Origin of the sequence: Bradyrhizobium sp. 195 (assembly GCF_023101665.1) — a bacterium.
Classification (GTDB): domain Bacteria; phylum Pseudomonadota; class Alphaproteobacteria; order Rhizobiales; family Xanthobacteraceae; genus Bradyrhizobium.
In genome coordinates this window covers 1,946,998-1,971,759 of the sequence record NZ_CP082161.1, presented here as the reverse complement: position 1 = coordinate 1,971,759, position 24,762 = coordinate 1,946,998, and the positions used below count along the sequence as shown (strand labels likewise).

The following is a 24,762-nucleotide window of genomic DNA, read 5'->3' as shown; positions in this document are numbered from 1 at the left end:
CGGAAAACGGCCCCGCACCATTAGTCCCAGGCCTGATGGCACCAGCGCTTCCAGCGGACATCCTGCACAGCCATGGATAGGGTCGATTGCGTCGTCATCGGAGCCGGCGTGGTCGGGCTCGCGGTGGCCCGAAAGCTCGCGCAGGCCGGGCGCGAGGTCATCGTGCTCGAGGAGGCCGAGGCGATCGGCACCATCACCTCCTCGCGGAACAGTGAGGTGATCCATGCCGGCATCTACTACCGCGCCGGGAGCTGGATGGCGCGCATGTGCGTCGACGGCAAGCACGCGCTCTACCGCTACTGTGCCGAGCGCGGCATCCCGCACAGGAATTGCGGCAAGCTGATCGTCGCGACGAGCCCGCAGGAGACCGAGAAACTGCAATCGATCAAGGCCCATGCCGAGGCCAATGGCGTGCTCGACATGCAGCTGCTCACGGGCGAGGCGGCCCGCACGCTCGAGCCGGCGCTCGCCTGCGACGCTGCGCTGCTGTCGCCGTCAACGGGCATCATCGACAGCCACGCCTACATGCTCTCGTTGCGCGGCGAAGCCGAGGCATCGGGCGCGGCCTTCGCGTTTCACACCCCGCTGATCCGCGCCAAGACGGCGAACGGCCTTATCGAAATCGAAGCCGGCGGCGAGGCGCCAATGACGCTGCAATGCAGCCTCCTCGTCAACGCCGCGGGACTCTCGGCGACGAATGTGGCACGCAACATCGACGGCATGCCGCTGGACCGTATTCCGCCGGCCTATCTCGCCAAGGGAAATTACTTCAGCTGCAATGCCAAGGCGCCGTTCTCGCACCTGATCTATCCGGTGCCCGAGCCCGGCGGGTTAGGGGTGCATCTCACTCTGGATATGGCAGGCCAAGCGCGCTTCGGCCCCGACGTCGAGTGGATCGAGACGATCAATTACGAGGTCGACCCGTCACGCGCCGAGCGCTTCTATCCGGCGATCCGCAAATACTGGCCGACACTGCCTGACGGCGCGTTGATGCCGAGCTATTCGGGCATCCGGCCGAAGATCGTGCCGCCTGCTGTCGCGACCCAGGACTTCCTGATGCAGGGCCCGCGCGATCACGGCGTCGCGGGCCTGGTCAATCTGTTCGGCATCGAATCGCCGGGACTGACGTCGTCGCTCGCGATCGCCGATCACGTCGCCGAGCTCGCACGCACTTAAACCGCGCAAACATCTTTGCACGGTGCGCACCCTGCTGCAGGGATGAGCGCAAAGGCTCTCATCCCTGCGGGATAAGGGTACGATCAACTCTACGCTGTTACGGGGTTACTAGTGGAGCGTGTCGCCTTGCCTGAGACGCTCGATCTGGTCCTTGACCATCAACTTCCGGCGCTTCAACTCAACAATTTGCAGGTCGTCTGTTGAAAGGTGCACGAGAGCTTCGTGCAATTCGTTTTCGAGAAGTTTGTGCTTCCGCTCCAATTCAACGAGATGTGCCTGAATTGTCATTCGAAACCTCCTCGGTAGGGTTGAACCTCAGGATTCGATCCGGACAACGAAGTCTACATCACCGATTCGTTCTGTCGATGAATATCCGTCATCACAGCTTCATTTTTGAAAATTCATATGTAACGAAGCGTGAGTAAAGGAACCGCGTGGGAAAAATCCATGATATCAATGCGCTTGCGTAGCGGCGCTGCGATCGGCGGAAATATGTCGCTGGAGATCGGCGAACGGTGCTCGCAGATCGCTTGCGATCACGCCGCGCAAGGACGATAATTTCCACAGGGCATCCACAGCCTTAAATCTCACGCCTATCGGTTTTCGGCCACCGCAGACATGACCAATGAAGACGAGCGTGAGCTCGAAGCCGAGCTCACCCGGTTGCAGCAGGAACACCGAGATCTCGATGCGGCGATCGATGCACTGCATCAATCGCCCGCCCCCGACCTGTTGCGGCTACAGCGGTTGAAGAAGCGCAAGCTGTTGTTGCGCGATCGCATCGCGTTCATCGAAGACCAGATTACCCCCGACATCATCGCCTGATCTGCGAGTCGGCTTTTCGTCGAGCAACATGAATCCGCTTGACTCCAAAAGAACAAAATAGGAACATTTGAGCATCAGGAAACGCCTACGACGACTGACAAGGACAACGCAGATGTCTGCAACCGCCCTTCTCGACAACAGCCATTATGAACAGGCCTGCGATCAGGCGATCGCGATGTGCGACGGCAATTTGCGAAGCACCATCAAGGCGCTGATCATGGCGAACGAATATCTGGAAGCCGAGCTGGAAGAATTGCAGGCGGCGATTTCCGCCGGCTGCATTCCGGACACCTCGTGTAGCAAGATGCGGAGCAAGAGCAGCGCCGCCTGAGTTTCAACATTGGAGCAACGCCATGTCGGACGTGACCTATTACGTTGCAATGCCCTTTTTGATCGATGCCGACGGCTCGCCTGTCGCAGGCGCAGCGGAAGAATGCCAGAGTTCGACGGCCGCGCTGCGGCGCGCCGAGCTCTTATCGCGGGGTGCAGGCCATATCGGCGCGGTCGCCTTCAGCCGCAGCGGGGATCCCATGACCGGCGAATTCGGCGACGCCACGCTGCTGCGCAAATTCGGCAACGTGCCCGAAGATCTCGCCACGCTGTAAGGTTTAACGTTTGAGCATGATCTCTTCGGAAAACCGTTCACACTTTCCCGGATCATGCTCTAGCTGCTGACCAGCCTGATCAGCGGCTCGTGCCGCCGGTGCGCCTTGCGCACATACATGGCGGCATCCGCCTCCTCCAGGGCGCGGCCCGCATCGGACTGCGCCCCCAGCAGCGCGACCCCGGCGGAGGCGCCCGCGGTCACCTGCTGGCCACGAAAGACAAAGGACAATTCGTCGACCGCCTGCTCAAAGGTGGCCGCCTTCGCCTTGGCGTCTGTCTCGCTGAGATTCCAGAGCAGCAGCGCGAACTCGTCGCCCCCGAGCCGGCCGACCACGTCGGAAGCACGGACCTGCCGCGTCAGCGTGGCGGCAATCGCCTTGAGCACCTCGTCGCCGGCGCCATGACCGAACGAATCGTTGATCGGCTTCAACCGATCGACGTCGAGCACGATCAGCGCCCCACTGGCGCGGTAGCGCTTCATGTAAGCGATGGCGCGCGCCAGCTCGCGCTCGAAGCCGCGCCGGTTGGGAATCTCGAGCAGGAAATCCGTGTCGGCCGCAGCTTCCAGTTCCGCGACCCGGCGCTGCGCCTCCTTGAGCTTGGTCCGCAAGCCCCGGATCGTTGCCCTGACGCTATCCTTGGCTCCATTATCGGCCGACGCGGCGGGCGCCGGCGGCCTCGCCGAACGCTTGGTCAGCCGCTTTGGGGCGGCTTTGGATCGGCCGGCGCTGGTCTTCCGGCCCTTTTTGGCCTTCGCAGCGCTCGCCCTTTTTGGTTTCTTCATGGGCATCCTGCTCAATGAAGGCTTGCGGGGATTCACCAAGACAGGATAGTGCATTCCGTTCTCCTTGCCACCGCCTTGCGAGCCGCCGGCCGGAACCGTTAATCTGGCCTATCCTTCTGTTTTTCGGGCACAATTAACGTCATGACCGCGCCGATCGCCATCATCATGGGAAGCCAGTCGGACTGGGACACGATGCGGCATGCCGCCGACACGCTTGCCGCGCTCGGCGTTGCCGCCGACACCCGTATCGTTTCGGCCCACCGCACCCCCGACCGGCTGTTTGCTTTCGCAAAGGGGGCCAAGGCTGCGGGTTACAAGGTCATCATCGCCGGCGCTGGAGGCGCAGCACATCTGCCCGGCATGGCGGCGGCGCTGACCGAACTGCCGGTGTTCGGCGTTCCCGTCGAATCCAAGACGCTGAAGGGCCTCGATTCGCTCTATTCGATCGTGCAGATGCCCGCCGGCATCCCGGTCGGCACCCTCGCCATCGGCAAGGCCGGCGCGATCAACGCCGCGCTGCTGGCAGCGTCCGTCCTGGCCTTGTCCGACCCGGCCTTGTCCAACCGCCTCGCCGCCTGGCGCAAGGCCCAGACCGAGTCAGTTGCCGAGCGCCCGGAGGACAAGGCGTGACCGACACCAGGCACGTGAAGCTGAAGCCCGGCGACACCATCGGAATCCTCGGCGGCGGACAATTGGGCCGGATGCTGGCCATGGCTGCGGCGCGGCTCGGCCTGCGCTGCCAGGTGTTCTCGCCCGATCCGGACTCGCCGGCCTTCGACGTCGTCTTGAACGCGACCTGCGCCGAATATGCCGACGTCGAAGCGCTCGAACTGTTCGCCAACGACGTCGACGTCATCACCTACGAATTCGAGAATGTGCCGGCCGCGGCCGCGATGGTGCTGGATGCGCGCCGCCCCGTGCTGCCCAACCGCAAGATTCTCGAGACCACCCAGGACCGGCTCGCCGAGAAGGATTTCGTCACCCGGCTCGGCATCGGTACGGCCGCTTACGCCGACGTCACCTCGGTGGCTTCGCTGCGCGAGGCGATCGTCCGGATCGGTCTTCCGGCGGTGTTGAAGACGCGCCGCTTCGGTTACGACGGCAAAGGCCAGGCCATCATCCGCGAGGGCGACGACATCGCCAAGGTGTGGACCAGCCTCGCCACCAAATCCGCGATCCTGGAAGCCTTCGTGCCATACGAGCGCGAGATTTCCGTAATCGCCGCGCGCGCGGCCACGGGCGAGGTCGAGTGTTTCGACGTCACCGAGAACGAGCACCGCGACCACATCCTGAAGATATCGCGCGCTCCCGCGCCGATCCCGGATTCGCTCGCCGAAGAGGCGCGCAGCATCGCCAGCAAGATCGCAAGCGCGCTCGACTATGTCGGCGTGCTCGCCGTCGAGATGTTCGTGCTCGCCAATGGCACCGGACCGAAGGTGCTGGTCAACGAGATCGCCCCGCGCGTGCACAATTCCGGGCACTGGACGCTCGATGGCGCATCCGTCTCGCAATTCGAGCAGCACATCCGCGCCATCGCCGGCTGGCCGCTCGGCAAGCCGGTGCGCCACGGCGAAATCGTCACCATGACCAACCTGATCGGCGACGAGATCAACGATCACGAAAACTGGCTGACCGTCCCCGGCGCCACGGTGCACATCTACGGCAAGGGCACGCCGCGCCCCGGCCGCAAGATGGGCCATGTCACCGAAGTCAGGCCGACGAAGAGCAAGTAGCGGGACCGCAGCATTCGCTGCGATCCCGCTCGGCGATTTTTGTTTGAGCGTTTTCTTGACGCGAACCGGTATCCACTTCGCTCGAAAACGCTCTCTACGCCGTCTTCGCGCCCGCGACGACGCCTGCCGGCTCCTCGCTGAGCCAGCGATAGATCACCCCGCCCAGCGCGCCGCCGATCAGCGGCGCGACCCAGAACAGCCAAAGCTGCGCCGTCGCCCAGCCGCCGACGAACAGCGCCGGGCCCGTGCTGCGCGCCGGGTTCACCGACGTGTTGGTGACGGGGATGCTGACGAGATGGATCATCACCAGCGCGAGCCCGATCGCGAGCGGTGCGAAGCCTGCGGGGGCGCGGCCATGAGTGGAGCCCATGATGATGAACAGGAACATCATGGTCATCACCACCTCGGTGAGGAAGCACACGATCATGCTGTACTGGCCCGGCGAATGCGCATCATAGCCGTTGGACGCGAAGCCCTTGCTGACGTCGAATCCGGGAGCGCCGCTGGCGATGACGTAGAGCAGCCCCGCCGCCACGATCGCACCGGCGACCTGGGCGATCACATAGGGCAGGATCTGCCCGGCGGGGAAACGGCCGCCGGCGGCAAGACCGACCGTGACCGCCGGGTTGAGATGGCAACCCGAGATGTGGCCGATCGCATACGCCATGGTGACGACGCTCAGGCCGAACGCGAGGGAAACACCGACCAGGCCGATTCCGACCTGAGGAAAGCCGGCGGCGATCACCGCGCTGCCGCAACCTGCGAATGTGAGCCAAAAAGTGCCGATGGCTTCAGCGGCGTATTTCTTGATGTCCATGTGTCGTCCCCTACTTTCAAAGTTTCCGGAACAAGGCTCCGAAAACGGCCCCACCCTTGGCGTCAAATCTCCCAAATCAGGGCCGCACGGAGGTATTTTGCCTTATTTAATGGCTGAACTTGGCCCGAATCCACGCTTGGCCGGTGGACATCCCCGCTTTTGTCTGATACATCCGCGCCCTCAAGGTTAAGGGCTTGCGCGTTTCGCCATCCCCTTCGTCTTACCAGAATTCAAATCCGATCCACTGAAGAGGATGCCGCGTGCAGGTTCTCGTTCGCGATAACAATGTCGATCAAGCCCTCAAGGCGCTGAAGAAGAAGATGCAGCGCGAGGGTATTTTCCGCGAGATGAAGCTCCGCGGTCACTACGAAAAGCCCTCCGAGAAGAAGGCCCGCGAAAAGGCCGAAGCAGTGCGCCGCGCGCGCAAGCTGGCCCGCAAGAAGCTGCAGCGCGAAGGCCTGCTGCCGATGAAGCCGAAGCCGGTGTTCGGCGCCGGCCCCGGCGGTGATCGCGGCGGTCGTGGCGGCCCGGGCGCAGGTCCGCGCGGTCCGCGCTGATCGACCTACCGCATTTAGCAAGATTTCAGTTTCCGATGACGCGGGCCCCAGGCCCGCGTTATTGTTTGTGAGCGGTGCCTTTCTGGGACGGGGCACTACCTATGCGGCACCGGCGCGAGCGATCCGTAGATGGCCTCCCCTTTCCCCGAGCGCGGCTTGGCACGGCTAAGCCAGATCTGGCAGCGGCCGTTCGCGCTGGCTTTGATGGGGATTGCGCTGTGCGGCTGCTCCTTCGATCTAGGATCGCTGATGCCGGAGAAGGACAAGCCTCAGGAAGCACCCAAGGCGGCTGCGCCCGCCGAGAGCGCGGTAAGCGCAGGCAACGTCACCGAGGCTCAGACCCACACCGCAAAAGCGCAAGCCCTGGCGAAGTCCGGCGAGACCGCGGCAGCGCTCGACGAGTTCAATCGCGCCGTCGGACTCGATCCCTATAATGCGCAGGCGCTCTATGGCCGCGCCCTGATCTACCAGGCCAATAACCAGCACGATTTCGCGATCGCCGATTTCACCGCTGCGAGCGGGCTCAACCCGCAGAAGGTCGAACCCCTGCTCGGCCGCGCCACCAGCTATCTCGCGCTCGGCAAGGTCAAGGAGGCCGTAGCCGATCTGGATGAGGCCTCTGAGGCCGATCCGCACAACGCGCAGGTCTGGACCACGCGCGGACAGGCCTATGAGCGGCTGGGCGACAAGGCCAAGGCGGCGGCGTCCTACACCAGGGCTGTCTCGCTTCGCCCACGCGACGACGCCGCGCGCAGTGGCCTCGCCCGCGTCGGCGGCTGACGATTTGGGCGCAGCGCAGGCGCTGTCTTAATCGGGGGTGGCGCTCTTCGGCAGAACCGAGTGGAACATCGACTTCATGCCCGAGAGCATCTCGTCGGCGACATTCGTCTTCTTCGGCCGCGGCAAGGAAGCGCCGGCGTCGGCGCGCAGATCGAGCGGCGGCGCGATCATCGGCACGGGAATGTCAGCCGGCGGCGTCATCCGATTCGGATCATTGTTGCTGACGGAGGCCGTGTAGGGCGGATTGGCCGACGAGGAGCCATCACTGCCATAGGCCTCGGATGAGGGCGTCGATACCGTGATCGGCGGCGGCAGCGGACGGACCGTAGCCGGTTCCATATTGATGACCCGCGGGGCCTCCGGCGTACGGGCGGCCTCCCGCACGGCGGGCTCTGTCGACTTCTCGGCTGCCCTGGTCTCGGACGGCCGAACCTCGGCGGGCTTGGTTTCGGAAGATCTGGTCTCAGCCGACTTGCCTTCGGACGACTTGCCTTCAGCCGACTTGCCCTCCGGCGACTTGCGCAGGCGCTCGATCGCGGCACGCACGAGATCGTTGGCGTCGGGGGCCGGGGCCGCAGCAGCCGGCGCCGAATTGGCCTCGACCACCGGAGTGGCGGGAGCGGTGGCGGCCGGGGTAGACTTGGCCGCCGCCTTCTCGCGCGCCGACGGCTTGCCGCGCGGACTGGCCTCGGCCGGGGCTACATCCGCGGCCTTGTGCTCGACGGACGGCTGATCGGCAGGCTTTTCAGCCGCCGGCTTCTCCGTCACACTCTTCTCGGGAATGCCTTTGGCCTTGACGCCGGGCGCCGGGAGATTGGCGACATCGGCCGGCTTGCCGTCCTTGCCGGCCTCGGCCGGGGCCACGACGGCCGAAGGGGCATCAGCCGCCGGCTTGGCGTTGATGTAGTGGTTAACGATGTACGCCCCGATGATCGTGGCGAGCACCGAGGGGAAAATATCCATCGAGATTTTAGCGAGGTATTTCAGCATTCCGGCCACTCCCCGCGCGATCTGATGCGGGAACTTTGGGGCATTGTAAGGGATCAACTGCGACGGATCGATGGCAAGTGGGTAAGGCCGGACTTACGGCTTTAGCTCGATCTCAAGGAACACGATCTCGGTTGAGGTTTCGTTAAGTACATCATGTTGGACGCCAGCCTTGCGGAAATAGGATTTTCCGGCCGCAAGCTGCGCCTTGGAGCGCTCGCCGCCGGGCGCCACGATGGTCATCTCTCCCGCGACCAAGGGAACAATGACGTAGTCCATGCCGTGGGTGTGGTGCCCGGTGGCACCGCCGGGCGGAAGGCGCCATTCCGTCACCCGGACCTCCTCATTGTCGACCTGAACCTCGGACTTGGCGGCAAGCATCGGAACTCCCCTGTCGCGCTTCAGGGCACGAAGACCCATGAACAGTTAGACCGCAAATACCACCATATGGACCAGTCCGAACAGGACATTGGTCCTGCCCGTGCCGATTATGCGCGCTCATCCACCGCTTCCATTTGCTTCAATGAGCAGCAGCAAATCAGGCGCGAGATTCAGTGCCAGTGCAGGATCGGCGCCACGGGCAGCAGTGTCAGCAGCAGGAACAGGGGGATCAGGACGGCGCCCGCGCGCAGGAGATAGCCGAAGAAGCTCGGCATTTTGATGCCGTTCTCGCTGGCAATGCTGCTCACCATGAAGTTCGGCGCATTGCCGATATAGGTGAGCGCGCCCATGTAGACGGCCCCCATGGAGATCGAGGCGAGCGTGCCCGAGAGCTGATGCATCAGCACTTGCGGGTCGCCGCCGGCGAGCTCGAAAAACAGCAGATAGGTCGGCGCATTGTCGAGGAACGCGGACATCAGTCCGGTGAACCAGAAATAGGCGACCTCGCGGGGCGCGCCATCCGGTCCTGTCACCGCCGACAACAGCCAGGCGAATGCACCATGATGGCCGGCATTGAGCATGGCAATCACCGGGATGATGGTGACGAAAATGCCCGCGAACAGCTTTGCGACCTCGCGGATCGGCTCCCAGGTGAAGCCGTTGGCCTGCCTGTGCTCGTCGGGGGTGAGCCACACCGACAACGCCGCGATGGCCAGCAGCGCCAGATTGCGCACGACGTCCTCCAGTTCCAGCTTGGTACCGAGAATGTCGAACGCAATGCCGGGCTTCCACACCGCCGAGGCAAGAAGGCTCGCGACGATGGCCGCGATCAGCACCAGATTGACGAGGCCGCGGATGCGGACCGCCTGCGCGGGGCCGGCCTCGCCGGGCGGCGGCTCGCTGCGGAAGCGCCAGACGTCAATGGCGACGAAAATGGTGAGCAGCAGTCCAGCCACGATCGCGGTCTGCAACCAGATGGTCCGCGTGGTCCAGAAGAAGTCGACGCCGTGCAGGAAGCCGACGAACAGCGGGGGATCGCCGAGCGGGCTCAGCGCGCCGCCGACATTGGCGACCAGGATGATGAAGAAGATGACGACATGGGCGTTGTGGCGCCGCGGCCGGTTGGCGCGGATCAAGGGACGGATCAGGATCATCGCGGCGCCCGTGGTCCCGACGATGCTCGCCCCCAATGTGCCGAGCGCGAGGATGCCCAAATTGGTCGCCGGCGTCGCCTTGATGTCGCCGGAGATGAGAATTCCGCCGGCCACGACATAGAGCGCGAACAGCAGCACGATGAAGCCGAGATATTCGGCGAGCATGGCGTGGACGAGCGCCGCCAGCGTGGCCATGCTCCCGGCAAAGATGACGAGCGCGGCGAGTGCCAGCAGCGCCCAGGCCGCGGTGATCTTGCCGTAGTGATGATGCCAGATCTTTGGAAACAGCAGCGGCCCCAGCGCGATCGACAGCAACAGGCCGGCAAAGGGCAGCGCATAGGGCCAGCGCATCGTCGCGCCGTCGAGCCCGGTTGCAGCAAACACCTGCTGTGGCAGAAGCGTCAAGCAGAAGACGGCGAGCGCGGTACCGCGCCGTGCAAACAAACCGTCAGCCGCCAATAAAATCTCTCGCCGTTTCGATTGCGCCATATTGATCGAGATTGTCGTGTCCGCCTCCCGCCATGCGAACGAACCGCTTGGGCTCATGGGCGAGTGCGTACAGACGCTCTCCGAACGCGATCGGAATGGCAAGATCATCGGTGCCATGCATCACGAGGAGCGGCACAGTGACGCGCGCGATGCGCTCGTCCGAATGAAACGGATCGCGCATCAGAAGCCGGACCGGAACGAACCAGAACGATGACGCCGCGATGTCGGCCGTCGATGTATAGGGGGCTTCCAGGATGAGTTTTCCAACGCGATGCTCCGAGGCGATCGCAACTGCCACGCCTGTCCCCAGCGAAAAGCCCCAGGCGACGATTCGTTCCGTCGCATAGCGCGCGGTGGTGAAGGCGTAGGCGGCTGCGGCATCGCGCAGCAGGCCGTGTTCGCTCGGGGCACCGCTCGAGCCGGCATATCCGCGATAGGACAGCGCGACGAGGCCGGTGCCATCGGCCGTAATCGCCTTGAAGCTGCTGACGCGGCCGGCGAGAAAATCACCATTGCCGGGAAAGTACAGGATCACGGGACGGCCGGGCTTTGCCGGCACGTGCCAGACGATGATCTTTTCGTCGTCCGACGTCGTCAGGATGTGCTCTTCCGCCTCGGGAAGGCCTGCGGCATCGGGGGCGGTGCGACCGACGGTCGGAATCGGAAACAGCATCCCGCGCTGACGGACATAGAGCACGACGAGACCGGCGCAATAGACGGTCACCAGCAGGATGGCGATCCACTTGAAGATGGTCATGCTACGCGGCGAACCTTTCGGCTCAGGGCTTGCGACGGCCCCGCAGCAATTTCATGACCTCGGGCCGGAGGCTCGCCGGAACGTCGCGACAGCCGCACGCCGCCTTGTGGGCGGCGTGCTCTGCAACGCGCGGCTCGCGCGTCGCCTTCAGTGGCATGCGATGGACCGGTGCCATTCCCTATTGATGGCCACGGTCCGCGCGCCTTGCGCGCTACATCGCCTTGACGATGTTCTCGGTGACCTTCTTGGCGTCGCCGAGCAGCATCATGGTGTTGTCGCGGTAGAACAGCGGATTGTCGATGCCGGCATAACCAGACGCCAGAGAGCGCTTGATGAACATGACGGTGCCGGCCTTCCAGACCTGAAGCACGGGCATGCCGTAGATCGGCGAGGTCTTGTCCTCTTCGGCCGCCGGGTTGGTGACGTCGTTGGCGCCGATCACGAAGGCGATGTCGGCCTGCGCGAATTCGGAGTTGATGTCCTCGAGCTCGAACACCTCGTCATAGGGTACGTTGGCTTCGGCCAGCAGCACGTTCATGTGGCCGGGCATGCGGCCCGCCACCGGGTGAATGGCGTATTTCACCTCGACGCCTTCCTTCTTCAGGATGTCGCCCATCTCGCGCAGCGCATGCTGGGCCTGCGCCACCGCCATGCCGTAGCCGGGCACGATGATGACCTTCTGTGCGTTCTTCATGATGAAGGCCGCATCGTCCGCCGAGCCGAGCTTGGCGGGCTTCTGCTCGCCCGTGCCGCCGCCGGCCGCGGCGGTCTCACCGCCGAAGCCGCCGAGGATGACGGAGATGAAGGACCGGTTCATCGCGTGGCACATGATGTAGGACAGGATCGCGCCCGAGGAGCCGACCAGCGCGCCGGTGATGATCAGCGCCGAATTGCCGAGCGTGAAGCCGATGCCCGCGGCAGCCCAGCCGGAGTAGGAGTTCAGCATCGAGATCACGACCGGCATGTCGGCGCCGCCGATCGGGATGATCATGAGCACGCCGAGCGCCAGCGCCAGGATGACGATCAGCCAGAAGTCGAACGCGCCGCCGGTCAGGACGAGGCGGACGATGAAGAACACCAGCGCCACCGCAATCGCGATGTTGATGATGTGACGGGCGGGCAGGATGATCGGCGCACCGCTCATGCGCGCGGACAGCTTCAGGAACGCGATCACCGAGCCGGTGAAGGTCAGCGCGCCGATGGCGACGCCGAGCGACATCTCGACCAGGCTCTGCGGATGGATGTTGCCGGGGGTACCGATGTCGAAGGCCTCGGGCGCGTAGAACGCACCGGCGGCGACCAGCACCGCGGCCATGCCGACCAGCGAGTGGAAGGCGGCAACCAGTTCCGGCATCGAGGTCATCGGAACACGGCGGGCGATGACCGCACCGATCGCGGCACCGATCGCGATGCCGACGATGACGAGCACCCAGGCAAGACCGTCTGCCGGCGGATGGTTGGCAAGCGTGGTGGCGACCGCGATCGCCATGCCGATCATGCCGAACAGATTGCCCTGGCGCGACGAAGCCGGGCTCGACAGCCCGCGCAGCGACAGGATGAACAGCACTCCCGCCACGAGATACAAAAATGCAGAGAGGTTGGCGCTCATCTCAGGTCCCCATTGATCCCTTCAGCCCGAGGTGGCCGCTTACTTCGACTTCTTCTTGTACATCGCCAGCATGCGCTGGGTGACAAGGAAGCCGCCAAAAATGTTCACGCAGGCGAAGATCAGCGCGACGAAGCCGAAGGCGCGCGCCCAGCCTGAGCCGCTCGAGACGTTGGCGACGCCGCCCGCGAGCAGTGCGCCGACCACGATCACCGAGGAGATCGCGTTGGTCACGCTCATCAGCGGCGTGTGCAGCGCCGGCGTCACCGACCACACCACGAAATAGCCGACGAAGACGGCGAGGACGAAGATCGACAGCCGGAAGATGAAGGGGTCGACGACCTGTGCAGCATGCTCCATGGCGGATCTCCTTAAGCCTTCGGCTGGAAGTTCGGGTGGATCACGGCGCCGTCCTTGGTCAGCGCGGTGGCCTTGACGAGCTCGTCGTCCCAGTTCACGGCGAGCTTCTGTTCTTTCTTATCGACCATGGTCTCGATGAAGGAGAACAGGTTGCGCGCGTAGAGGCTGGACGCGGAAGCGGCGACGCGGCCGGCCACGTTGGTGTAGCCGACGATCTTGATGCCATCGAGGTCGACGACCTCGCCGGCCCTGGCGCCCTCGACATTGCCGCCGCGCTCGACGGCGAGATCGACCAGCACCGAGCCGGGCTTCATCGACTTGACCATGTCGGCACTGACCAGCTTCGGCGCGGGCCGGCCCGGGATCAGCGCGGTCGTGATCACGATGTCCTGCTTCTTGATGTGCTCGGCCGTCAGCGCAGCCTGCTTGGCCTGATACTCCCTGGACATTTCCTTGGCGTAGCCGCCGGCGGTCTGGGCGTTCTTGAACTCCTCGTCCTCGACGGCAAGGAACTTTGCGCCGAGCGATTCGACCTGCTCCTTGGTGGCGGGCCGCACGTCGGTCGCGGTCACGATCGCGCCGAGACGGCGCGCGGTCGCGATCGCCTGGAGGCCGGCGACGCCGACGCCCATCACGAACACTTTTGCGGCAGGCACGGTGCCGGCCGCCGTCATCATCATCGGAAAGGCGCGCCCGAAGGCCTCGGCGCCTTCGATCACGGCGCGGTAACCGGCAAGGTTCGCCTGCGAGGACAGCACGTCCATCACCTGCGCGCGCGTGATGCGCGGCATCAATTCCATGGCGAAGGCGGCGACGCCGGCATCGGCGATCGTCTTCAGCGCGGCCTCGTTGCCATAGGGATCCATGATGGCCACGACGAGCGCGCCGCGCTTGTACTGCGACAGCTCGGAGGCTTCGGGGCGCTTCACCTTGATGATGATGTCGGCATCCTTCAGCGCGTCGGCGCTGACGGTGGCACCGACGGCGGTGAATTCGGAATCCGGCAGGCCCGACTTGAGGCCGGCGCCCGGCTCGACGGCGATCTCGGCGCCCAGCGCCTTGAACTTCTTCACCGTATCAGGCGAAGCGGCGACCCGCGGCTCCGACGGATCGATTTCCTTGGCAACGGCGATCTTCATAGGCCCTCCGGCGGCGCGGGACAGCGCGCGCGCAAAACTAAGCGTTACTCCCGCAGCGTTCGATACCGGTTTTAAGACCGGCTTGGATGCAAATATTCTGGGCAGCGGCTGCCGCTGGCGTGTGCAGCCGCCGTCGATAGATCAGGTCAGGAAGATCGCCATCAGAATCACGATGAGCGCGACCGAGGCCGTGCCGTACTTCACCAGCTTGATGAAGCCCTCGTAGGTCTGCTCGTGGGCAACGTAGTCGTTGCCGTCGGCGGTGCTGTACGCCACTTCGCTATGATCAGCCATGGATTGTCCCCAGTCGAAAGTCGAATTCTTGGGCTGGGATACCGCAAAGCTTCGGGCAGGGCAACGGCACCGGGGCGCGGTTTTCCGCAAATCAGGTCATTTGGAATTCCGATGGCCGGGAATTGGGCGCCGGCGCGGGAATCGACCCGTCGCCTCAGCCCATCGCCTCCAGCTCGTCGATCATCCCGGCGATGACCGAGAGTCCGCCGTCCCAGAACTTCGGGTCCTTGGCATCGAGCCCAAACGGCCGCAGCAGCTCGGAATAGTGTTTGGTGCCGCCGGCGGCGAGCATGTCGAGATAGCGTTCGGCAAAACCCTCGGCCGCGTTCTCGTAGACCGCATAGAGCGAGTTCACGAGACAATCGCCGAAGGCGTAGGCGTAGACGTAGAACGGCGAGTGGATGAAGTGCGGGATGTACATCCAGTAGTTCTCGTAGCCCGCCTTGATCTCGATTGCCGGCCCGAGGCTCTCGCCCTGCACCGACAGCCAGATCTCGCCGAGCCGCGTCGCGGTGAGCTCACCATTCTTGCGCTCGGTGTGGACCGCGCGCTCGAACGAATAGAACGCGATCTGGCGCACCACGGTGTTGATCATGTCCTCGACCTTGCCGGCCAGCAGCGCCTGGCGCTGCTTGGCGCTCTTGGTCTGCGCCAGCAGCCGCCGGAAGGTCAGCATCTCGCCGAACACGCTTGCGGTCTCGGCCAGCGTCAGCGGCGTCGGCGCCATCAGCGCGCCGTTCTTCGCCGCCAGCACCTGATGCACGCCATGGCCGAGCTCGTGCGCGAGCGTCATCACGTCGCGCGGCTTGCCCTGGTAGTTCATCAGCACATAAGGATGCGCCGACGGCGTTGTCGGATGCGAGAACGCGCCCGGCGCCTTGCCCGGCCGCACCGGCGCGTCGATCCAGCGGTCGGTGAAGAAACGCTCGGCGATGTCGGCCATTTCAGGCGAGAAACCGCGATAGGCGGTCAGCACCATGTTGCGTGCATCGGGCCAGCCGATGACGTCGGTCGCGGCAAAGGGCAGCGGCGCGTTGCGGTCCCAGTAAGCGAGCCGCTTCTTGCCGAACCACTTCGCCTTCAGCGCGTAATAGCGATGCGACAATTTTGGATAGGCGGCGCGCACGGAAGCGACCAGCGCATCCACCACCTCGCGCTCGACGCGGTTGTTCAGATGGCGGGAATCCGCGACGTCCTTGAAGCCGCGCCAGCGGTCGGAGATGTCCTTGTCCTTGGCGAGCGTGTTGGTGATCAACGCAAAGGTGCGCTCATTGGCCTTGAAGGTCTTTGCCAGCGCCTCGGCCGCGCTCTTGCGCTTTGAGCCGTCGCGGTCCTGCAACAGATTGAGCGTCGGCTCGATCGCCAGTTCCTTGGAGCCGACCTTGAAGCGCAGGCCGGAGATGGTCTGGTCGAACAGCCGGTTGAAGGCGGAATAGCCGGTCTGCGACTTCTCGAGGAAAAGCTGCTCGAGCTTGTCGTCGAGCTGATACGGCTTCTCCTTGCGCAGATCCTCGATCCAGGGCCCGTAGTGTGCGAGCTCGGCGGCCTGCATCGCCCGGTTCAAGATATCGTCATCGACGCGGTTGAGCTCGAGCGCGAAGAACAGCAGATGCGTGGACGCCGCCGTCAACCGCTCGGAAACGTCGCCGTAAAACTTTGAAATCGCAGGGTCCACACTATCGCCGGCATGAACGAGGCCGGCGAATGAGCCCAGACGGCCGGCAAGATCATCGATCGCCTCATAGCGTCGCACGGCCTCCGCGAGCCATTTTCCGCCATCTTCGTTTGCTGTCCCTGTCGCGAGCTTGCCCTTGTAGTCGGTCTCGAACGCGACGCAATCGGCATCCATCTTGTCGAGATCGCGCGCCACTTCCGGCGCGTCGATCCCGGAATAGAGATCGGCGAGGTTCCACTCCGGAAGCTTGCCGGTTTTGCTCGCAGGCTTTGCGGAGGGTTTTGCCTTGGCGGATTTCCTGGCGGATTTCTTGGCGACGGATGTCTTGACGGTTGGCTTGCGGAGAGCAGACTTTTTGAGAGCAGACGTTTTGAGGGCAGGCTTGGAGCGCGAATTCATTGTGTGGGAAACCTGTGTTCAACAATCGCGAAGGCGGGCGGGGGCATCAAGGTTTAAGAGTGCGTTAATCGGCTTCGGCCAGAGTGCCCCGATTCGAGACAGATAGTAGTAGCGTGCGGGGAACACCATGGCTGCCAGTATTTTGATCGCCGACGACGACGCCGTAGCCCGCCGGCTGGTCGAGAACATGGTGCAGAAATGCGGCTATGAGACGGTCGTCGTGGATTCCGGCGACGCCGCGATCGCCGCCCTCACCGCCCCCGACGCAGCGGCGATCGACGCCGTCGTCCTCGATCTTGTGATGCCCGGCCTCGACGGCATGGGCGTGCTGGCGAAGATCCGCGAAGCCGGCCTCAGCGTCCCCGTCATCGTGCAGACCGCCCATGGCGGCATCGACAACGTGATCTCGGCGATGCGCGCCGGCGCGGCCGATTTCGTGGTCAAGCCGGTCGGTGTGGAGCGGCTCCAGGTCTCCTTGCGCAATGCTCTCAACGCCTCCGCACTCAAGGGCGAATTGCAGCGCATCCGGCACAGCCGCGAGGGCCGGCTGACCTTCTCCGACATCAACACCCGCTCCGAAGCGATGGCAGGCGTGATGCGCGCCGCGCAGAAGGCGGCGAACTCCGCGATTCCCGTTCTAATCGAAGGCGAGTCCGGCGTCGGCAAGGAGCTATTCGCGCGCGCCATCCATGGCAGCGGCGAGCGCAAGGCAAGGCCGTTCGTCGCCGTCAATTGCGGCGCGATCCCCGATAACCTCGTCGAGTCCATTCTGTTCGGCCACGAAAAGGGTGCTTTCACCGGCGCCACCGAGCGGCACATGGGCAAGTTCGTCGAAGCCCATGGCGGCACGCTGTTTCTGGACGAGGTCAGCGAGCTGCCGCTGACCGCGCAGGTCAAGCTGCTACGCGCGCTCCAGGAAGGCGCGGTCGAGGCAGTCGGCGGCCGCAAGCCCGTCAAGGTCGACGTCCGCATCGTCTCGGCGACCAACCGCCGGCTGCTGGAGCGGGTGAAACAGGGACACTTCCGTGAAGACCTGTTCTATCGCCTGCACGTGCTGCCGCTGACGATCCCCTCGCTCCGGGCCCGGCGCGAGGACATCCCACATCTGCTCCGGCATTTCCTGGCGCGCTTTGCCGCCGAGGAGAACCGCCAGATCACTGGCATCAGTGGCGAGGCCATGGCGCATCTCGCCCAGCTCGACTGGCCCGGCAACATTCGCCAGCTCGAAAACGCGGTCTACCGTGCGGTGGTGATGAGCGAGGGCGACCAGCTCGGCCTCGGCGATTTCCCTCTGCTGGCTTCGCAGCCGCATCCCGTAACGGAGATTCCGACCGCGCCGTTGATGCTCGAGCCGGCGGCGACTCCTTCGGTAGTGTCAGGTAACGAAATACCCATCGCGCCGCTTCCGGCCACGGGAACTCTTCCCATGCTGACCCCGACCGGCGATGTCCGCGCACTCGAGGATATGGAGAACGAGATCATCCGCTTCGCGATCTCGCATTATCGCGGCCAGATGTCCGAGGTGGCCCGTCGCCTCAAAATTGGCCGGTCCACCCTCTACCGCAAACTCGACGAGGCCGGGGTGCCCGGACATGGCGGGAAAAGCGGCGAAGAGACGCACTGAGCCTCATGCGAACGGAGGTTCGCGGGACGATGCGAGACCGCCTGTAAGCCATTAGCAGGGCGACAGAATTCAACGACGGCTTGAACCGTGACCTGGAAGTGACAGACACAGGGAAAAGCGCGTGGCGCAACCGCACAATCCGTTGCCAAGAGGCTCCCTTGAAGTCAGTTTGGCGTGAGTTGTCCCGGTTCGCGCTGGCTGCAAATCCGGGGCCTGTATATCGTCTGCGTATGAATCGTTGCGTGCAGGCGTGCAACTTTCGAGAGGCCGGCGCGATTTAGCCGAAGCTCATAGGCGATAACGAAGCTGTTCCACGAGGGGCAGTTCACCCAAGGGGTGCGACACAATGCGTGACTGTTTGAACCACCGTGCGGGCTTTGACCGTGTCTTGATGACGGTCGCGGCGACCTTCCTCACGGTGTCGGCCAGCTCAGCCCTGGCGCAGGATCAGGCGCGCAGCAGCGCTGCCGAACTCGCGATCGAAGCCGCGATCCCGCGTCCCGAGCCGGCCAACGTCCCGCCGCCGACCGCGTCCGACATCAAGCTCGACACCACCGCGACGCTTCAGGACTCCACCAAGGAGCCCGTGAAGGCCGCAGCCGCACCGGCGCCCGACCAGGTCGAGACCAAGCCTTCCGACATCGCCACCTCGCCTGCCACCGAGGCGCCCAAGAGCGAGCCCGCAAAAACCGAGCCCGCCAAGGCTGACACCGCAACCGCCCCGCCGGTCGCTCCTGCGGCTCCCGCTGCGGCGCCGGCCGCCGAGCCGGTCAAGGCTGCAAGCAACGTTCCCGCCGCCGACCAGCCGCTCGCCGACAAGCTCAAGGACATCATCGGCGCCAAGACGTCGCGCTATTTCGACCGCAAGAACGAGCGCGCGGCGATCGAGAAGTTTTATGGCGCACGGGACTTCGCGCCGGTCTGGACGCAAGGCGGCAGCCTGACCGCTGCGGCCAAGGGCGTCGTCGCGCGGCTGAAGGACGCGGCCTCCGACGGCCTCAACCCTGCCGACTATGCGGTGCCGGATTTCGCCAGCGCCACCACGCCCGATGCGCTCGCCGATGCCGAGCTGAAGCTCACCGCCAGCATGTTCGACTATGCGCGCCAGGCCCAGAGCGGCCGCATGCATTGGTCGCAGGTCAGCGGCGACATCCTCTATCCCGAGCATCCGGTCGACCCGAACGAGGTGCTCGCCAAGGTCACGACCGCGACTGACGCCTCCACCGCGCTCGACAGCTACAACCCGCCGCACAAGCTCTACAAGGAGCTGAAGGCGAAGCTCGCGGAGCTTCGCGGTCAGGGCAATGGCCCGGTGATCGAGATCGCCGACGGTCCGGCGCTGAAATACACCGCGGCGGGCAAGAAGCAGGCCGAGATCGTCGTGGAAGATCCGCGCGTGCCGCAGCTGCGCGCCAAGCTCGGTCTCGCCGAGAACGCGAACGACACCCGCTATGACGCGGCGGTCGCCGACGCGGTGCGCAAGTTCCAGAGCGGCGCCGAGATGAAGGCAACCGGCATCCTCGACGACAAGACGGTCAAGGCGCTCAACACCCCCAAGCGCGACAAGCAGATCGACGTGGTGCTGGTCAACATGGAGCGCTGGCGCTGGCTGCCGCGCGACCTCGGCGCGCCCGCGTTGGGCGATGCCTATGTGATCCTCAACATTCCCGACTACACGCTGAAGGTGATGCAGCGCGGCCAGCAGGTCTGGACCACCCGCGTCGTCACCGGCAAGCCCGGCACGCATGCGACCCCGCTGCTCACCGAGACGATGAAGTACATCACGGTCAATCCGACCTGGAACGTGCCGCCGTCGATCGTCTACAACGAGTACCTGCCGGCGCTTCAGCAGGACCCGACCGTGCTCCAGCGCATGGGCCTCAAGCTCGAGCAGAACCGCGACGGCTCGGTGCACATCTCGCAGCCGCCCGGCGAAGCCAACGCGCTCGGCCGCATCCGCTTCAACTTCCCGAACAAGTTCCTGGTCTATCAGCACGACACGCCGGACAAGAACCTGTTCGCGAGGGAAGACCGCGCCTTCAGCCATGGCTGCATGCGCGTACAGAACCCCGACCAATACGCCTCGGTCCTGCTCAACATCGTCATGCCGAACGAGAAATACACGCCCGAGCGCGTGCGCAGCATGTACGGCAAGAGCGAGATCGACCTGAAATTCCCCACCCCGGTCCCGGTCAACATCACCTATCAGACCGCGTTCGTGGATGACGCCGGGAAGCTGCAATTCCGCAAGGACGTCTATGGCCGCGACGCGACCATGATCAACATCCTGAAGAACAACCGCGGCAAGGACCTCGAGGCCGTCGTGGCACACTCGCAGCCGAGCTACTCGCGCCCGGCGACGACCCTGCCCTCAGGCGTGGCGGTGGCCAACAATGGTGGCGGCTTCGGCTCGTCCGGTCCAAACTTCTTCGAGCGGCTGTTCGGAGGCGGAGCCCCGACCCCGCCGCCGGCCCCGGTCGGCCGCCGGCCCCAGCAGCGCGTGTTCACCCGCTAAGCCCGATTTGACGAATTCTGCAACGAAATCAGCGGCCCCATCCCATGGATGGAGCCGCTTAACGTTAACCATTGTCCACCTGGGCCCGGCCCGCGGGCGTTTTTTTGCCACAGTCAACCGGTTAGGATTGTATCCTGACTTGGTTTGGGGGGCGGGAAGGTCAACCTCGAATTAACCTTCTCGCTTTAATAAAGCGTTCATCCTCTTTCGCGCGCCAACGGGGTTGGCGGGAGAGTCCATTTTGAACGCTCGTCGACTGGGTGGGCTCAAACGTGCTGACTGGTCTTGCACGCAAATTCGCTGTGCTGTCGTTGTCCCATGCGGGAGTGAAGGCCGGATCCAGGATCAGCCTTGCTGCCGCACTGCTGCTTGCTGCCGCAGGTTCGGTTCATAACGCCGCCGCGCTGAACGAGACCAAGACGCTCTCGTTCCACCACACCCATTCCGGCGAAGACCTCACCGTCACCTTCAAGCGCGACGGCCGCTACGACGAGGCGGCGCTGAAGCAGCTCAACCACTTCCTGCGCGACTGGCGCACCCAGGACGAGACGGTCATGGATCGTCGCCTCTTCGACATCCTTTGGGAAGTCTACCGCGACGTCGACGGCAAGCAGCCGATCCAGATCATCTCCTCCTACCGCTCCCCCGCCACCAACGCCATGCTTCGCCGCCGCTCCTCCGGTGTGGCGCGCGCCAGCCAGCACATGCTGGGCCATGCGATGGACTTCTACATTCCCGGCGTGCCGCTGGAGCAGATCCGCTTCGCCGGCCTGCGCCTTCAGCGTGGCGGCGTTGGCTTCTACCCGACCTCCGGCTCGCCCTTCGTGCATCTCGACACCGGCAGCGTCCGGCATTGGCCGCGCATGACGCATGACCAGCTCGCCCGCGTCTTCCCGGATGGAAAGACGGTGCATCTGCCGACCGACGGCGTGCCGCTGAAGAACTATGAGCTCGCCAAGGCCGAGATCGAGCGACGCGGCAGCGGCGACGAGTCCGGCAGCAAGCCGAATTTCTTTGCCGCCCTGTTCAAGGGCAAGTCGGCAGCTCCGGCCAGCAGCAGCGACGAGGATGACGAGGGCGCGCCCGCCCCGGCCGCGAAGCCGGCGGCGGCCCCGACCGTCGTCGCAGCCGCAGCCAAGCCCGCCGAACCGGTGCCGACGCCGCGCGCCAAGCCGCAAATGGCCGCCACGATCCAGCTCGCCTCGGCCGATGCACAGCTCGTTGCGCCGCCCAAGCCGAAGCCCGCGCCGGTGGCTGACAAGCCGGCGGCCGGCAAATCTGTTGACGGCAAGCCGGAGACCCCGGCGGACATCATCAATGCCCGCGGCTTCTGGGATGATGTCCCGGCCGCGCCGCAGCAGGCGACGCCGGCCCAGGTCGCCGCATTGAAGGCCCGTCAGGCCCTTGCCGCCGCCACCGACCCGCAGCCAACCGCGAGTGTCTCCAATACAGCGCTTCAGGCGCTGGCCTACGCGCCGGCCGCCTCTCCAGTCGATCGCGCCAATGTCGTCGCGGCCTCCGCACCGATCCCGCGTTCCACCCGCCCCGCGTCGCGCAGCCTCGCTCAGGCGACGGAGATCAACACGGTGGTCGGCAAGAGCGTCGACGGCATGGTCGCGACGGCGACCCGCCTCTCCGCCGCCAAGGGCGAGAGCATCTGGCTCAAGATCGTGATGCTGTCCCCGAGCGCCAGCCGTGCCATGTCGGTCACGCTGATGGGCGAGCTCGACACGGCCGCACTACGCGCCTATTTCGTCAAGCCACGGGCCGTGATCGCGATGGGCTTTGTCGACGATCCGATGCACGGCCTGTCCTGTGACAGCTTCTCGGGCAGCGCGACCACGAAGCTCGAGACCACGTCGTTCGTCGTGCGCACCGCCGCGTTGCGCTGAGGCTTCTAGGCCTTTCCACCCGGACTAGCGCTTCCTGCGTCCGCCCGTCTGCGACGACGGATGAACGGATCTTGCCCAGGCCTGGTCGCATCTGCACCAAGGGAAATTCCCCCACTTCCGACGGGTAATCACCCGGTATCGCTGCACATTCCAGACGCGCATCGTGGCATTCCGCGAAAAGCCCAGAGGGCCTCGAGGACATGTCGCTACAGCGATGCAGGAGCGCGCGATGTCAGTTCCGTGCAAGTCTGAGCTCAACCTCCTGAACCACGACGAGCGCGACGTCGTCATGAATACGCACCATCCCATGGTCGGGGAGATGGAGCGCGATGGACTCGAGCGCCTTCGTGCCCACCTGCGGGATCTGCGCGACAGGGAGCGTACCTTGTCGCGGCATCGACGCCGCGAAACCAAGGGCACAGCCGATCCGCGCGGCAAGAGCTTCTCCGGAACGGCAGAGCACGCCAACCGGCGGCAATCGGTCTTCACTGCGGCCATCAAGCGCATCAAGAACGAGCTGAGGCGCATCCGAAAGTTTGAAGCACGACGGGAGCTCGGGGAAGCGGCGCGACGGGCGTTGGCGCTCCGTCGGGCACGCCAGTTTTCCCGGCCGCAGGCGCCCCCAACTTCACATGACGGCATGCGGTCCATCCCAAGCCGTCGCCGAATTTACAAACTTCCGCGGGAAAAAATCGGAAGAGTCTCCCAGGCCAACAAGCGATCGCAGGCTCGACGCGACTCCAAACGCGGACGCAGCCATTGAGACGGAGATCTCCGTCCAACAACCGGATTTCGCTTTCGCTCATCCGGGCCACTAGTCCGCTAACGCGCTCTCTTCCCCGACCGACCCAGATGATACGTCAGCGCCAGCGACAGGCAGACCGATAGCTCCCGCTTCGGCAGCGCGCCCGACGTCGGCACCAGCAATGCCCGCGTCTGCCGGTATTCGAACTGGTCGGGAAAGCGCTCGCGAAAGGTGTCGACCACCGTTGTCCTGCAGTTGAACAGGACGGCCGCGTGGTCGGAATCCTTGAGACGTCCGAGCCGGATCGTGGAGCCGCTGCCGGTCTCCTCCGTCAGATAGGCCGGCTCGCCCCATTTCAGGGATTCGGTGAGCTTGCCGACATCGTCATGCGCCGCAGCGGCCGCGAAGATCAGGTCGCGCACCTGCAGCAGCCGTTTGCCGATCGGCGCCGGAAGAGCGCCGAAGGCGCGACTCACCTCACGCGGCAGCAATGGCGCAATCATTCGCGTCCCCGTTCCCAAACGAATACGCGCAATTTGTAACCCGGATGGAGCGAAAGCGTAATCCGGGCTACGTCAGCAATGCTTGAGGCGCCAACGCCTCAGAGCATTCCGAGCGCCTGCATGTAGGTTTCGAGAATGGTCTCGGCCTCGGCCCGCTCGTTCGGGTCCTGCTTGCGCATGCGCACGATGGTGCGCAGCGCCTTGACGTCGTAGCCGTTGCCTTTGCTCTCGGCATAGACGTCGCGAATGTCGTCGGAGATCGCCTTCTTCTCTTCCTCCAGCCGCTCGATGCGCTCGATGATGGACTTGAGCTGGTCCTTGGCAAATTTCGTCGCGGGCTCGTCGTCGCGGACGGCGGCGGAGGTGGCCATCTAGGTACTCCCAATGGAACTGGCAAAACGAGGTGACGCCGGCATCCTCACCGCGCGTGCTGGGTAGAACCCTTAGGGTTGGCGTCCCCCTCGTTCAAGCAAGCATCGCGCTCGTCCACAGCGCGCCCACACCTTCCTGCGGCAGCTCAAAGAAACCTGTTGTGTGGTGCGACTCAGCGCGCGGCGAGGTCGGGCCGAGGCTGCTCAATGCCCGTGGGGATGGACCTTCTTCATCGTCTCGAGCTGCTCGGGCGTGGCCGTGCCCTGGTATTTCGACTTCCAGGTCTCATAGGGCATGCCGTAGACGGCCTCCCGGCTCTCGTCCTTGCTCAAGGCGACGCCTTGGGCGTCCGCGGCTTCCTTGAGCCAGTTGGACAGGCAGTTGCGGCAGAAACCCGCGAGATTCATCAGGTCGATGTTCTGGACATCCGTTCGCGTCTTCAGATGATCGACCAGGCGGCGGAAAGCGGCCGCCTCGAGTTCCGTTCTGGTTTTGTCGTCGATTGCCATGTCTGTATCCCTTGGTATCCCTTGGGCCTGACCCGATGGAGGTCACCCTTACGGGATCAGGTGGGCCCTGTCACAGATTTTGC

Annotated in this window: 28 protein-coding genes; 13 read left to right on the top strand and 15 right to left on the bottom strand. The window is 64.4% G+C overall.

Annotated elements, in window-relative coordinates; genetic code table 11:
- Window positions 1-72: 72 nt before the first annotated feature.
- Complete coding sequence (locus IVB26_RS09110) at window positions 73-1,176, top strand: NAD(P)/FAD-dependent oxidoreductase (RefSeq protein WP_247971359.1); 1,104 nt, start codon at window positions 73-75, stop codon at window positions 1,174-1,176.
- Between the two features lie 108 nt (window positions 1,177-1,284).
- Here the strand turns inward: IVB26_RS09110 and IVB26_RS09105 are convergent, their stop codons facing one another.
- Complete coding sequence (locus tag IVB26_RS09105; protein WP_247552770.1) at window positions 1,285-1,464, bottom strand: YdcH family protein; 180 nt, start codon at window positions 1,462-1,464, stop codon at window positions 1,285-1,287.
- 330 nt (window positions 1,465-1,794) lie between these two features.
- Here IVB26_RS09105 and IVB26_RS09100 point away from each other — a divergent pair, with 330 nt between their 5' ends.
- The 3 genes from IVB26_RS09100 to IVB26_RS09090 all read left to right on the top strand — a co-directional run bounded on the left by IVB26_RS09100 (window position 1,795) and on the right by IVB26_RS09090 (window position 2,606).
- Window positions 1,795-2,001 carry a YdcH family protein gene (locus IVB26_RS09100; protein WP_008546179.1) on the top strand — a complete coding sequence of 69 codons (207 nt, stop codon included), beginning with the start codon at window positions 1,795-1,797 and terminating at the stop codon, window positions 1,999-2,001.
- 112 nt (window positions 2,002-2,113) lie between these two features.
- On the top strand, window positions 2,114-2,332 hold the full coding sequence (locus IVB26_RS09095; RefSeq protein WP_247971358.1) for a hypothetical protein: 219 nt from the start codon (window positions 2,114-2,116) through the stop codon (window positions 2,330-2,332).
- Between the two features lie 22 nt (window positions 2,333-2,354).
- A complete protein-coding gene (locus IVB26_RS09090; protein WP_247322107.1) occupies window positions 2,355-2,606 on the top strand; it encodes a hypothetical protein in 252 nt (83 codons plus the stop codon).
- Between the two features lie 59 nt (window positions 2,607-2,665).
- On the opposite strand, the gene IVB26_RS09085 is transcribed toward IVB26_RS09090, so the two are convergent.
- Window positions 2,666-3,304, bottom strand: coding sequence for a GGDEF domain-containing protein (locus IVB26_RS09085; protein ID WP_247973121.1), 639 nt, complete (start codon window positions 3,302-3,304; stop codon window positions 2,666-2,668).
- Here IVB26_RS09085 and IVB26_RS09080 point away from each other — a divergent pair.
- The 3 genes from IVB26_RS09080 to IVB26_RS09070 all read left to right on the top strand — a co-directional run bounded on the left by IVB26_RS09080 (window position 3,207) and on the right by IVB26_RS09070 (window position 5,124).
- Complete coding sequence (locus IVB26_RS09080; protein WP_247973413.1) at window positions 3,207-3,440, top strand: hypothetical protein; 234 nt, start codon at window positions 3,207-3,209, stop codon at window positions 3,438-3,440. The genes IVB26_RS09085 and IVB26_RS09080 overlap by 98 nt on opposite strands.
- Window positions 3,441-3,532: 92 nt before the next feature.
- On the top strand, window positions 3,533-4,021 hold the full coding sequence (purE, locus tag IVB26_RS09075) for a 5-(carboxyamino)imidazole ribonucleotide mutase (protein WP_247971357.1): 489 nt from the start codon (window positions 3,533-3,535) through the stop codon (window positions 4,019-4,021).
- On the top strand, window positions 4,018-5,124 hold the full coding sequence (locus IVB26_RS09070; RefSeq protein WP_247971356.1) for a 5-(carboxyamino)imidazole ribonucleotide synthase: 1,107 nt from the start codon (window positions 4,018-4,020) through the stop codon (window positions 5,122-5,124). The genes purE and IVB26_RS09070 overlap by 4 nt, the downstream gene beginning before the upstream one ends.
- 94 nt (window positions 5,125-5,218) lie before the next feature.
- On the opposite strand, the gene aqpZ is transcribed toward IVB26_RS09070, so the two are convergent.
- Window positions 5,219-5,941 (bottom strand): aquaporin Z, encoded by a 723-nt coding sequence (aqpZ, locus tag IVB26_RS09065; RefSeq protein ID WP_246930118.1) that lies wholly within the window; start codon window positions 5,939-5,941, stop codon window positions 5,219-5,221.
- 260 nt (window positions 5,942-6,201) lie between these two features.
- On the opposite strand from aqpZ, the gene rpsU reads away from it, so the two are divergent.
- Both rpsU and IVB26_RS09055 read left to right on the top strand, forming a co-directional pair.
- Window positions 6,202-6,498, top strand: a complete 297-nt coding sequence (gene rpsU / locus IVB26_RS09060) for a 30S ribosomal protein S21 (RefSeq protein ID WP_008546194.1) — start codon at window positions 6,202-6,204, stop codon at window positions 6,496-6,498.
- Between the two features lie 129 nt (window positions 6,499-6,627).
- Window positions 6,628-7,278: a tetratricopeptide repeat protein gene (locus IVB26_RS09055; protein WP_247971355.1), complete on the top strand. Its 651-nt coding sequence runs from the start codon at window positions 6,628-6,630 to the stop codon at window positions 7,276-7,278.
- Between the two features lie 27 nt (window positions 7,279-7,305).
- Here IVB26_RS09055 and IVB26_RS09050 read toward each other — a convergent pair whose 3' ends face one another.
- The 9 genes from IVB26_RS09050 to IVB26_RS09010 form a co-directional block, all read right to left on the bottom strand.
- Window positions 7,306-8,268 carry a hypothetical protein gene (locus IVB26_RS09050; protein ID WP_247971354.1) on the bottom strand — a complete coding sequence of 321 codons (963 nt, stop codon included), beginning with the start codon at window positions 8,266-8,268 and terminating at the stop codon, window positions 7,306-7,308.
- Window positions 8,269-8,361: 93 nt separating this feature from the next.
- Complete coding sequence (locus IVB26_RS09045) at window positions 8,362-8,646, bottom strand: cupin domain-containing protein (protein ID WP_247971353.1); 285 nt, start codon at window positions 8,644-8,646, stop codon at window positions 8,362-8,364.
- A 170-nt stretch (window positions 8,647-8,816) separates the two neighbouring features.
- Window positions 8,817-10,151 (bottom strand): sodium:proton antiporter, encoded by a 1,335-nt coding sequence (locus tag IVB26_RS09040; protein WP_458309360.1) that lies wholly within the window; start codon window positions 10,149-10,151, stop codon window positions 8,817-8,819.
- Between the two features lie 97 nt (window positions 10,152-10,248).
- On the bottom strand, window positions 10,249-11,046 hold the full coding sequence (locus tag IVB26_RS09035) for an alpha/beta hydrolase (RefSeq protein ID WP_247971352.1): 798 nt from the start codon (window positions 11,044-11,046) through the stop codon (window positions 10,249-10,251).
- A gap of 211 nt (window positions 11,047-11,257) precedes the next feature.
- On the bottom strand, window positions 11,258-12,655 hold the full coding sequence (locus tag IVB26_RS09030) for an NAD(P)(+) transhydrogenase (Re/Si-specific) subunit beta (RefSeq protein ID WP_247971351.1): 1,398 nt from the start codon (window positions 12,653-12,655) through the stop codon (window positions 11,258-11,260).
- Window positions 12,656-12,694: 39 nt separating this feature from the next.
- Window positions 12,695-13,012, bottom strand: a complete 318-nt coding sequence (locus tag IVB26_RS09025) for a proton-translocating transhydrogenase family protein (RefSeq protein ID WP_018317801.1) — start codon at window positions 13,010-13,012, stop codon at window positions 12,695-12,697.
- Between the two features lie 11 nt (window positions 13,013-13,023).
- Complete coding sequence (locus IVB26_RS09020; RefSeq protein ID WP_247971350.1) at window positions 13,024-14,151, bottom strand: Re/Si-specific NAD(P)(+) transhydrogenase subunit alpha; 1,128 nt, start codon at window positions 14,149-14,151, stop codon at window positions 13,024-13,026.
- A gap of 141 nt (window positions 14,152-14,292) precedes the next feature.
- Window positions 14,293-14,445 (bottom strand): aa3-type cytochrome c oxidase subunit IV, encoded by a 153-nt coding sequence (locus IVB26_RS09015; RefSeq protein ID WP_018317799.1) that lies wholly within the window; start codon window positions 14,443-14,445, stop codon window positions 14,293-14,295.
- 154 nt (window positions 14,446-14,599) lie between these two features.
- Window positions 14,600-16,519 (bottom strand): M3 family oligoendopeptidase, encoded by a 1,920-nt coding sequence (locus tag IVB26_RS09010; protein WP_247971349.1) that lies wholly within the window; start codon window positions 16,517-16,519, stop codon window positions 14,600-14,602.
- 127 nt (window positions 16,520-16,646) lie between these two features.
- On the opposite strand from IVB26_RS09010, the gene IVB26_RS09005 reads away from it, so the two are divergent.
- The 4 genes from IVB26_RS09005 to IVB26_RS08990 all read left to right on the top strand — a co-directional run bounded on the left by IVB26_RS09005 (window position 16,647) and on the right by IVB26_RS08990 (window position 23,313).
- Window positions 16,647-18,143, top strand: coding sequence for a sigma-54-dependent transcriptional regulator (locus IVB26_RS09005; RefSeq protein ID WP_247971348.1), 1,497 nt, complete (start codon window positions 16,647-16,649; stop codon window positions 18,141-18,143).
- A gap of 346 nt (window positions 18,144-18,489) precedes the next feature.
- Complete coding sequence (locus tag IVB26_RS09000; protein WP_247971347.1) at window positions 18,490-20,658, top strand: L,D-transpeptidase family protein; 2,169 nt, start codon at window positions 18,490-18,492, stop codon at window positions 20,656-20,658.
- 272 nt (window positions 20,659-20,930) lie between these two features.
- Window positions 20,931-22,550 (top strand): DUF882 domain-containing protein, encoded by a 1,620-nt coding sequence (locus tag IVB26_RS08995; protein ID WP_247971346.1) that lies wholly within the window; start codon window positions 20,931-20,933, stop codon window positions 22,548-22,550.
- A gap of 229 nt (window positions 22,551-22,779) precedes the next feature.
- The gene (locus IVB26_RS08990) at window positions 22,780-23,313 is read left to right on the top strand and encodes a hypothetical protein (RefSeq protein WP_247971345.1); all 534 of its coding nucleotides are present in this window, start codon (window positions 22,780-22,782) and stop codon (window positions 23,311-23,313) included.
- Between the two features lie 59 nt (window positions 23,314-23,372).
- On the opposite strand, the gene IVB26_RS08985 is transcribed toward IVB26_RS08990, so the two are convergent.
- The 3 genes from IVB26_RS08985 to IVB26_RS08975 form a co-directional block, all read right to left on the bottom strand.
- A complete protein-coding gene (locus IVB26_RS08985; protein ID WP_247971344.1) occupies window positions 23,373-23,798 on the bottom strand; it encodes a DUF1801 domain-containing protein in 426 nt (141 codons plus the stop codon).
- A 98-nt stretch (window positions 23,799-23,896) separates the two neighbouring features.
- Complete coding sequence (locus IVB26_RS08980) at window positions 23,897-24,169, bottom strand: DUF2312 domain-containing protein (RefSeq protein ID WP_014492426.1); 273 nt, start codon at window positions 24,167-24,169, stop codon at window positions 23,897-23,899.
- A gap of 204 nt (window positions 24,170-24,373) precedes the next feature.
- Window positions 24,374-24,679, bottom strand: coding sequence for a DUF1244 domain-containing protein (locus IVB26_RS08975; RefSeq protein ID WP_247971343.1), 306 nt, complete (start codon window positions 24,677-24,679; stop codon window positions 24,374-24,376).
- Window positions 24,680-24,762: the final 83 nt, after the last annotated feature.

Excerpts from the sequence above, each read along its gene's own strand:
- IVB26_RS09110 (WP_247971359.1), top strand. The coding sequence starts at position 73 with ATGGATAGGGTCGATTGCGTCGTCATCGGAGCCGGCGTGGTCGGGCTC.
- IVB26_RS09105 (WP_247552770.1), bottom strand. The coding sequence starts at position 1,464 with ATGACAATTCAGGCACATCTCGTTGAATTGGAGCGGAAGCACAAACTT.
- IVB26_RS09100 (WP_008546179.1), top strand. The coding sequence starts at position 1,795 with ATGACCAATGAAGACGAGCGTGAGCTCGAAGCCGAGCTCACCCGGTTG.
- IVB26_RS09095 (WP_247971358.1), top strand. The coding sequence starts at position 2,114 with ATGTCTGCAACCGCCCTTCTCGACAACAGCCATTATGAACAGGCCTGC.
- IVB26_RS09090 (WP_247322107.1), top strand. The coding sequence starts at position 2,355 with ATGTCGGACGTGACCTATTACGTTGCAATGCCCTTTTTGATCGATGCC.
- purE (WP_247971357.1), top strand. The coding sequence starts at position 3,533 with ATGACCGCGCCGATCGCCATCATCATGGGAAGCCAGTCGGACTGGGAC.
- aqpZ (WP_246930118.1), bottom strand. The coding sequence starts at position 5,941 with ATGGACATCAAGAAATACGCCGCTGAAGCCATCGGCACTTTTTGGCTC.
- IVB26_RS09055 (WP_247971355.1), top strand. The coding sequence starts at position 6,628 with ATGGCCTCCCCTTTCCCCGAGCGCGGCTTGGCACGGCTAAGCCAGATC.
- IVB26_RS09050 (WP_247971354.1), bottom strand. The coding sequence starts at position 8,268 with ATGCTGAAATACCTCGCTAAAATCTCGATGGATATTTTCCCCTCGGTG.
- IVB26_RS09045 (WP_247971353.1), bottom strand. The coding sequence starts at position 8,646 with ATGCTTGCCGCCAAGTCCGAGGTTCAGGTCGACAATGAGGAGGTCCGG.
- IVB26_RS09040 (WP_458309360.1), bottom strand. The coding sequence starts at position 10,151 with ATGCGCTGGCCCTATGCGCTGCCCTTTGCCGGCCTGTTGCTGTCGATC.
- IVB26_RS09035 (WP_247971352.1), bottom strand. The coding sequence starts at position 11,046 with ATGACCATCTTCAAGTGGATCGCCATCCTGCTGGTGACCGTCTATTGC.
- IVB26_RS09030 (WP_247971351.1), bottom strand. The coding sequence starts at position 12,655 with ATGAGCGCCAACCTCTCTGCATTTTTGTATCTCGTGGCGGGAGTGCTG.
- IVB26_RS09025 (WP_018317801.1), bottom strand. The coding sequence starts at position 13,012 with ATGGAGCATGCTGCACAGGTCGTCGACCCCTTCATCTTCCGGCTGTCG.
- IVB26_RS09020 (WP_247971350.1), bottom strand. The coding sequence starts at position 14,151 with ATGAAGATCGCCGTTGCCAAGGAAATCGATCCGTCGGAGCCGCGGGTC.
- IVB26_RS09015 (WP_018317799.1), bottom strand. The coding sequence starts at position 14,445 with ATGGCTGATCATAGCGAAGTGGCGTACAGCACCGCCGACGGCAACGAC.
- IVB26_RS09010 (WP_247971349.1), bottom strand. The coding sequence starts at position 16,519 with ATGAATTCGCGCTCCAAGCCTGCCCTCAAAACGTCTGCTCTCAAAAAG.
- IVB26_RS09005 (WP_247971348.1), top strand. The coding sequence starts at position 16,647 with ATGGCTGCCAGTATTTTGATCGCCGACGACGACGCCGTAGCCCGCCGG.
- IVB26_RS09000 (WP_247971347.1), top strand. The coding sequence starts at position 18,490 with ATGCGTGACTGTTTGAACCACCGTGCGGGCTTTGACCGTGTCTTGATG.
- IVB26_RS08990 (WP_247971345.1), top strand. The coding sequence starts at position 22,780 with ATGTCAGTTCCGTGCAAGTCTGAGCTCAACCTCCTGAACCACGACGAG.
- IVB26_RS08985 (WP_247971344.1), bottom strand. The coding sequence starts at position 23,798 with ATGATTGCGCCATTGCTGCCGCGTGAGGTGAGTCGCGCCTTCGGCGCT.
- IVB26_RS08980 (WP_014492426.1), bottom strand. The coding sequence starts at position 24,169 with ATGGCCACCTCCGCCGCCGTCCGCGACGACGAGCCCGCGACGAAATTT.
- IVB26_RS08975 (WP_247971343.1), bottom strand. The coding sequence starts at position 24,679 with ATGGCAATCGACGACAAAACCAGAACGGAACTCGAGGCGGCCGCTTTC.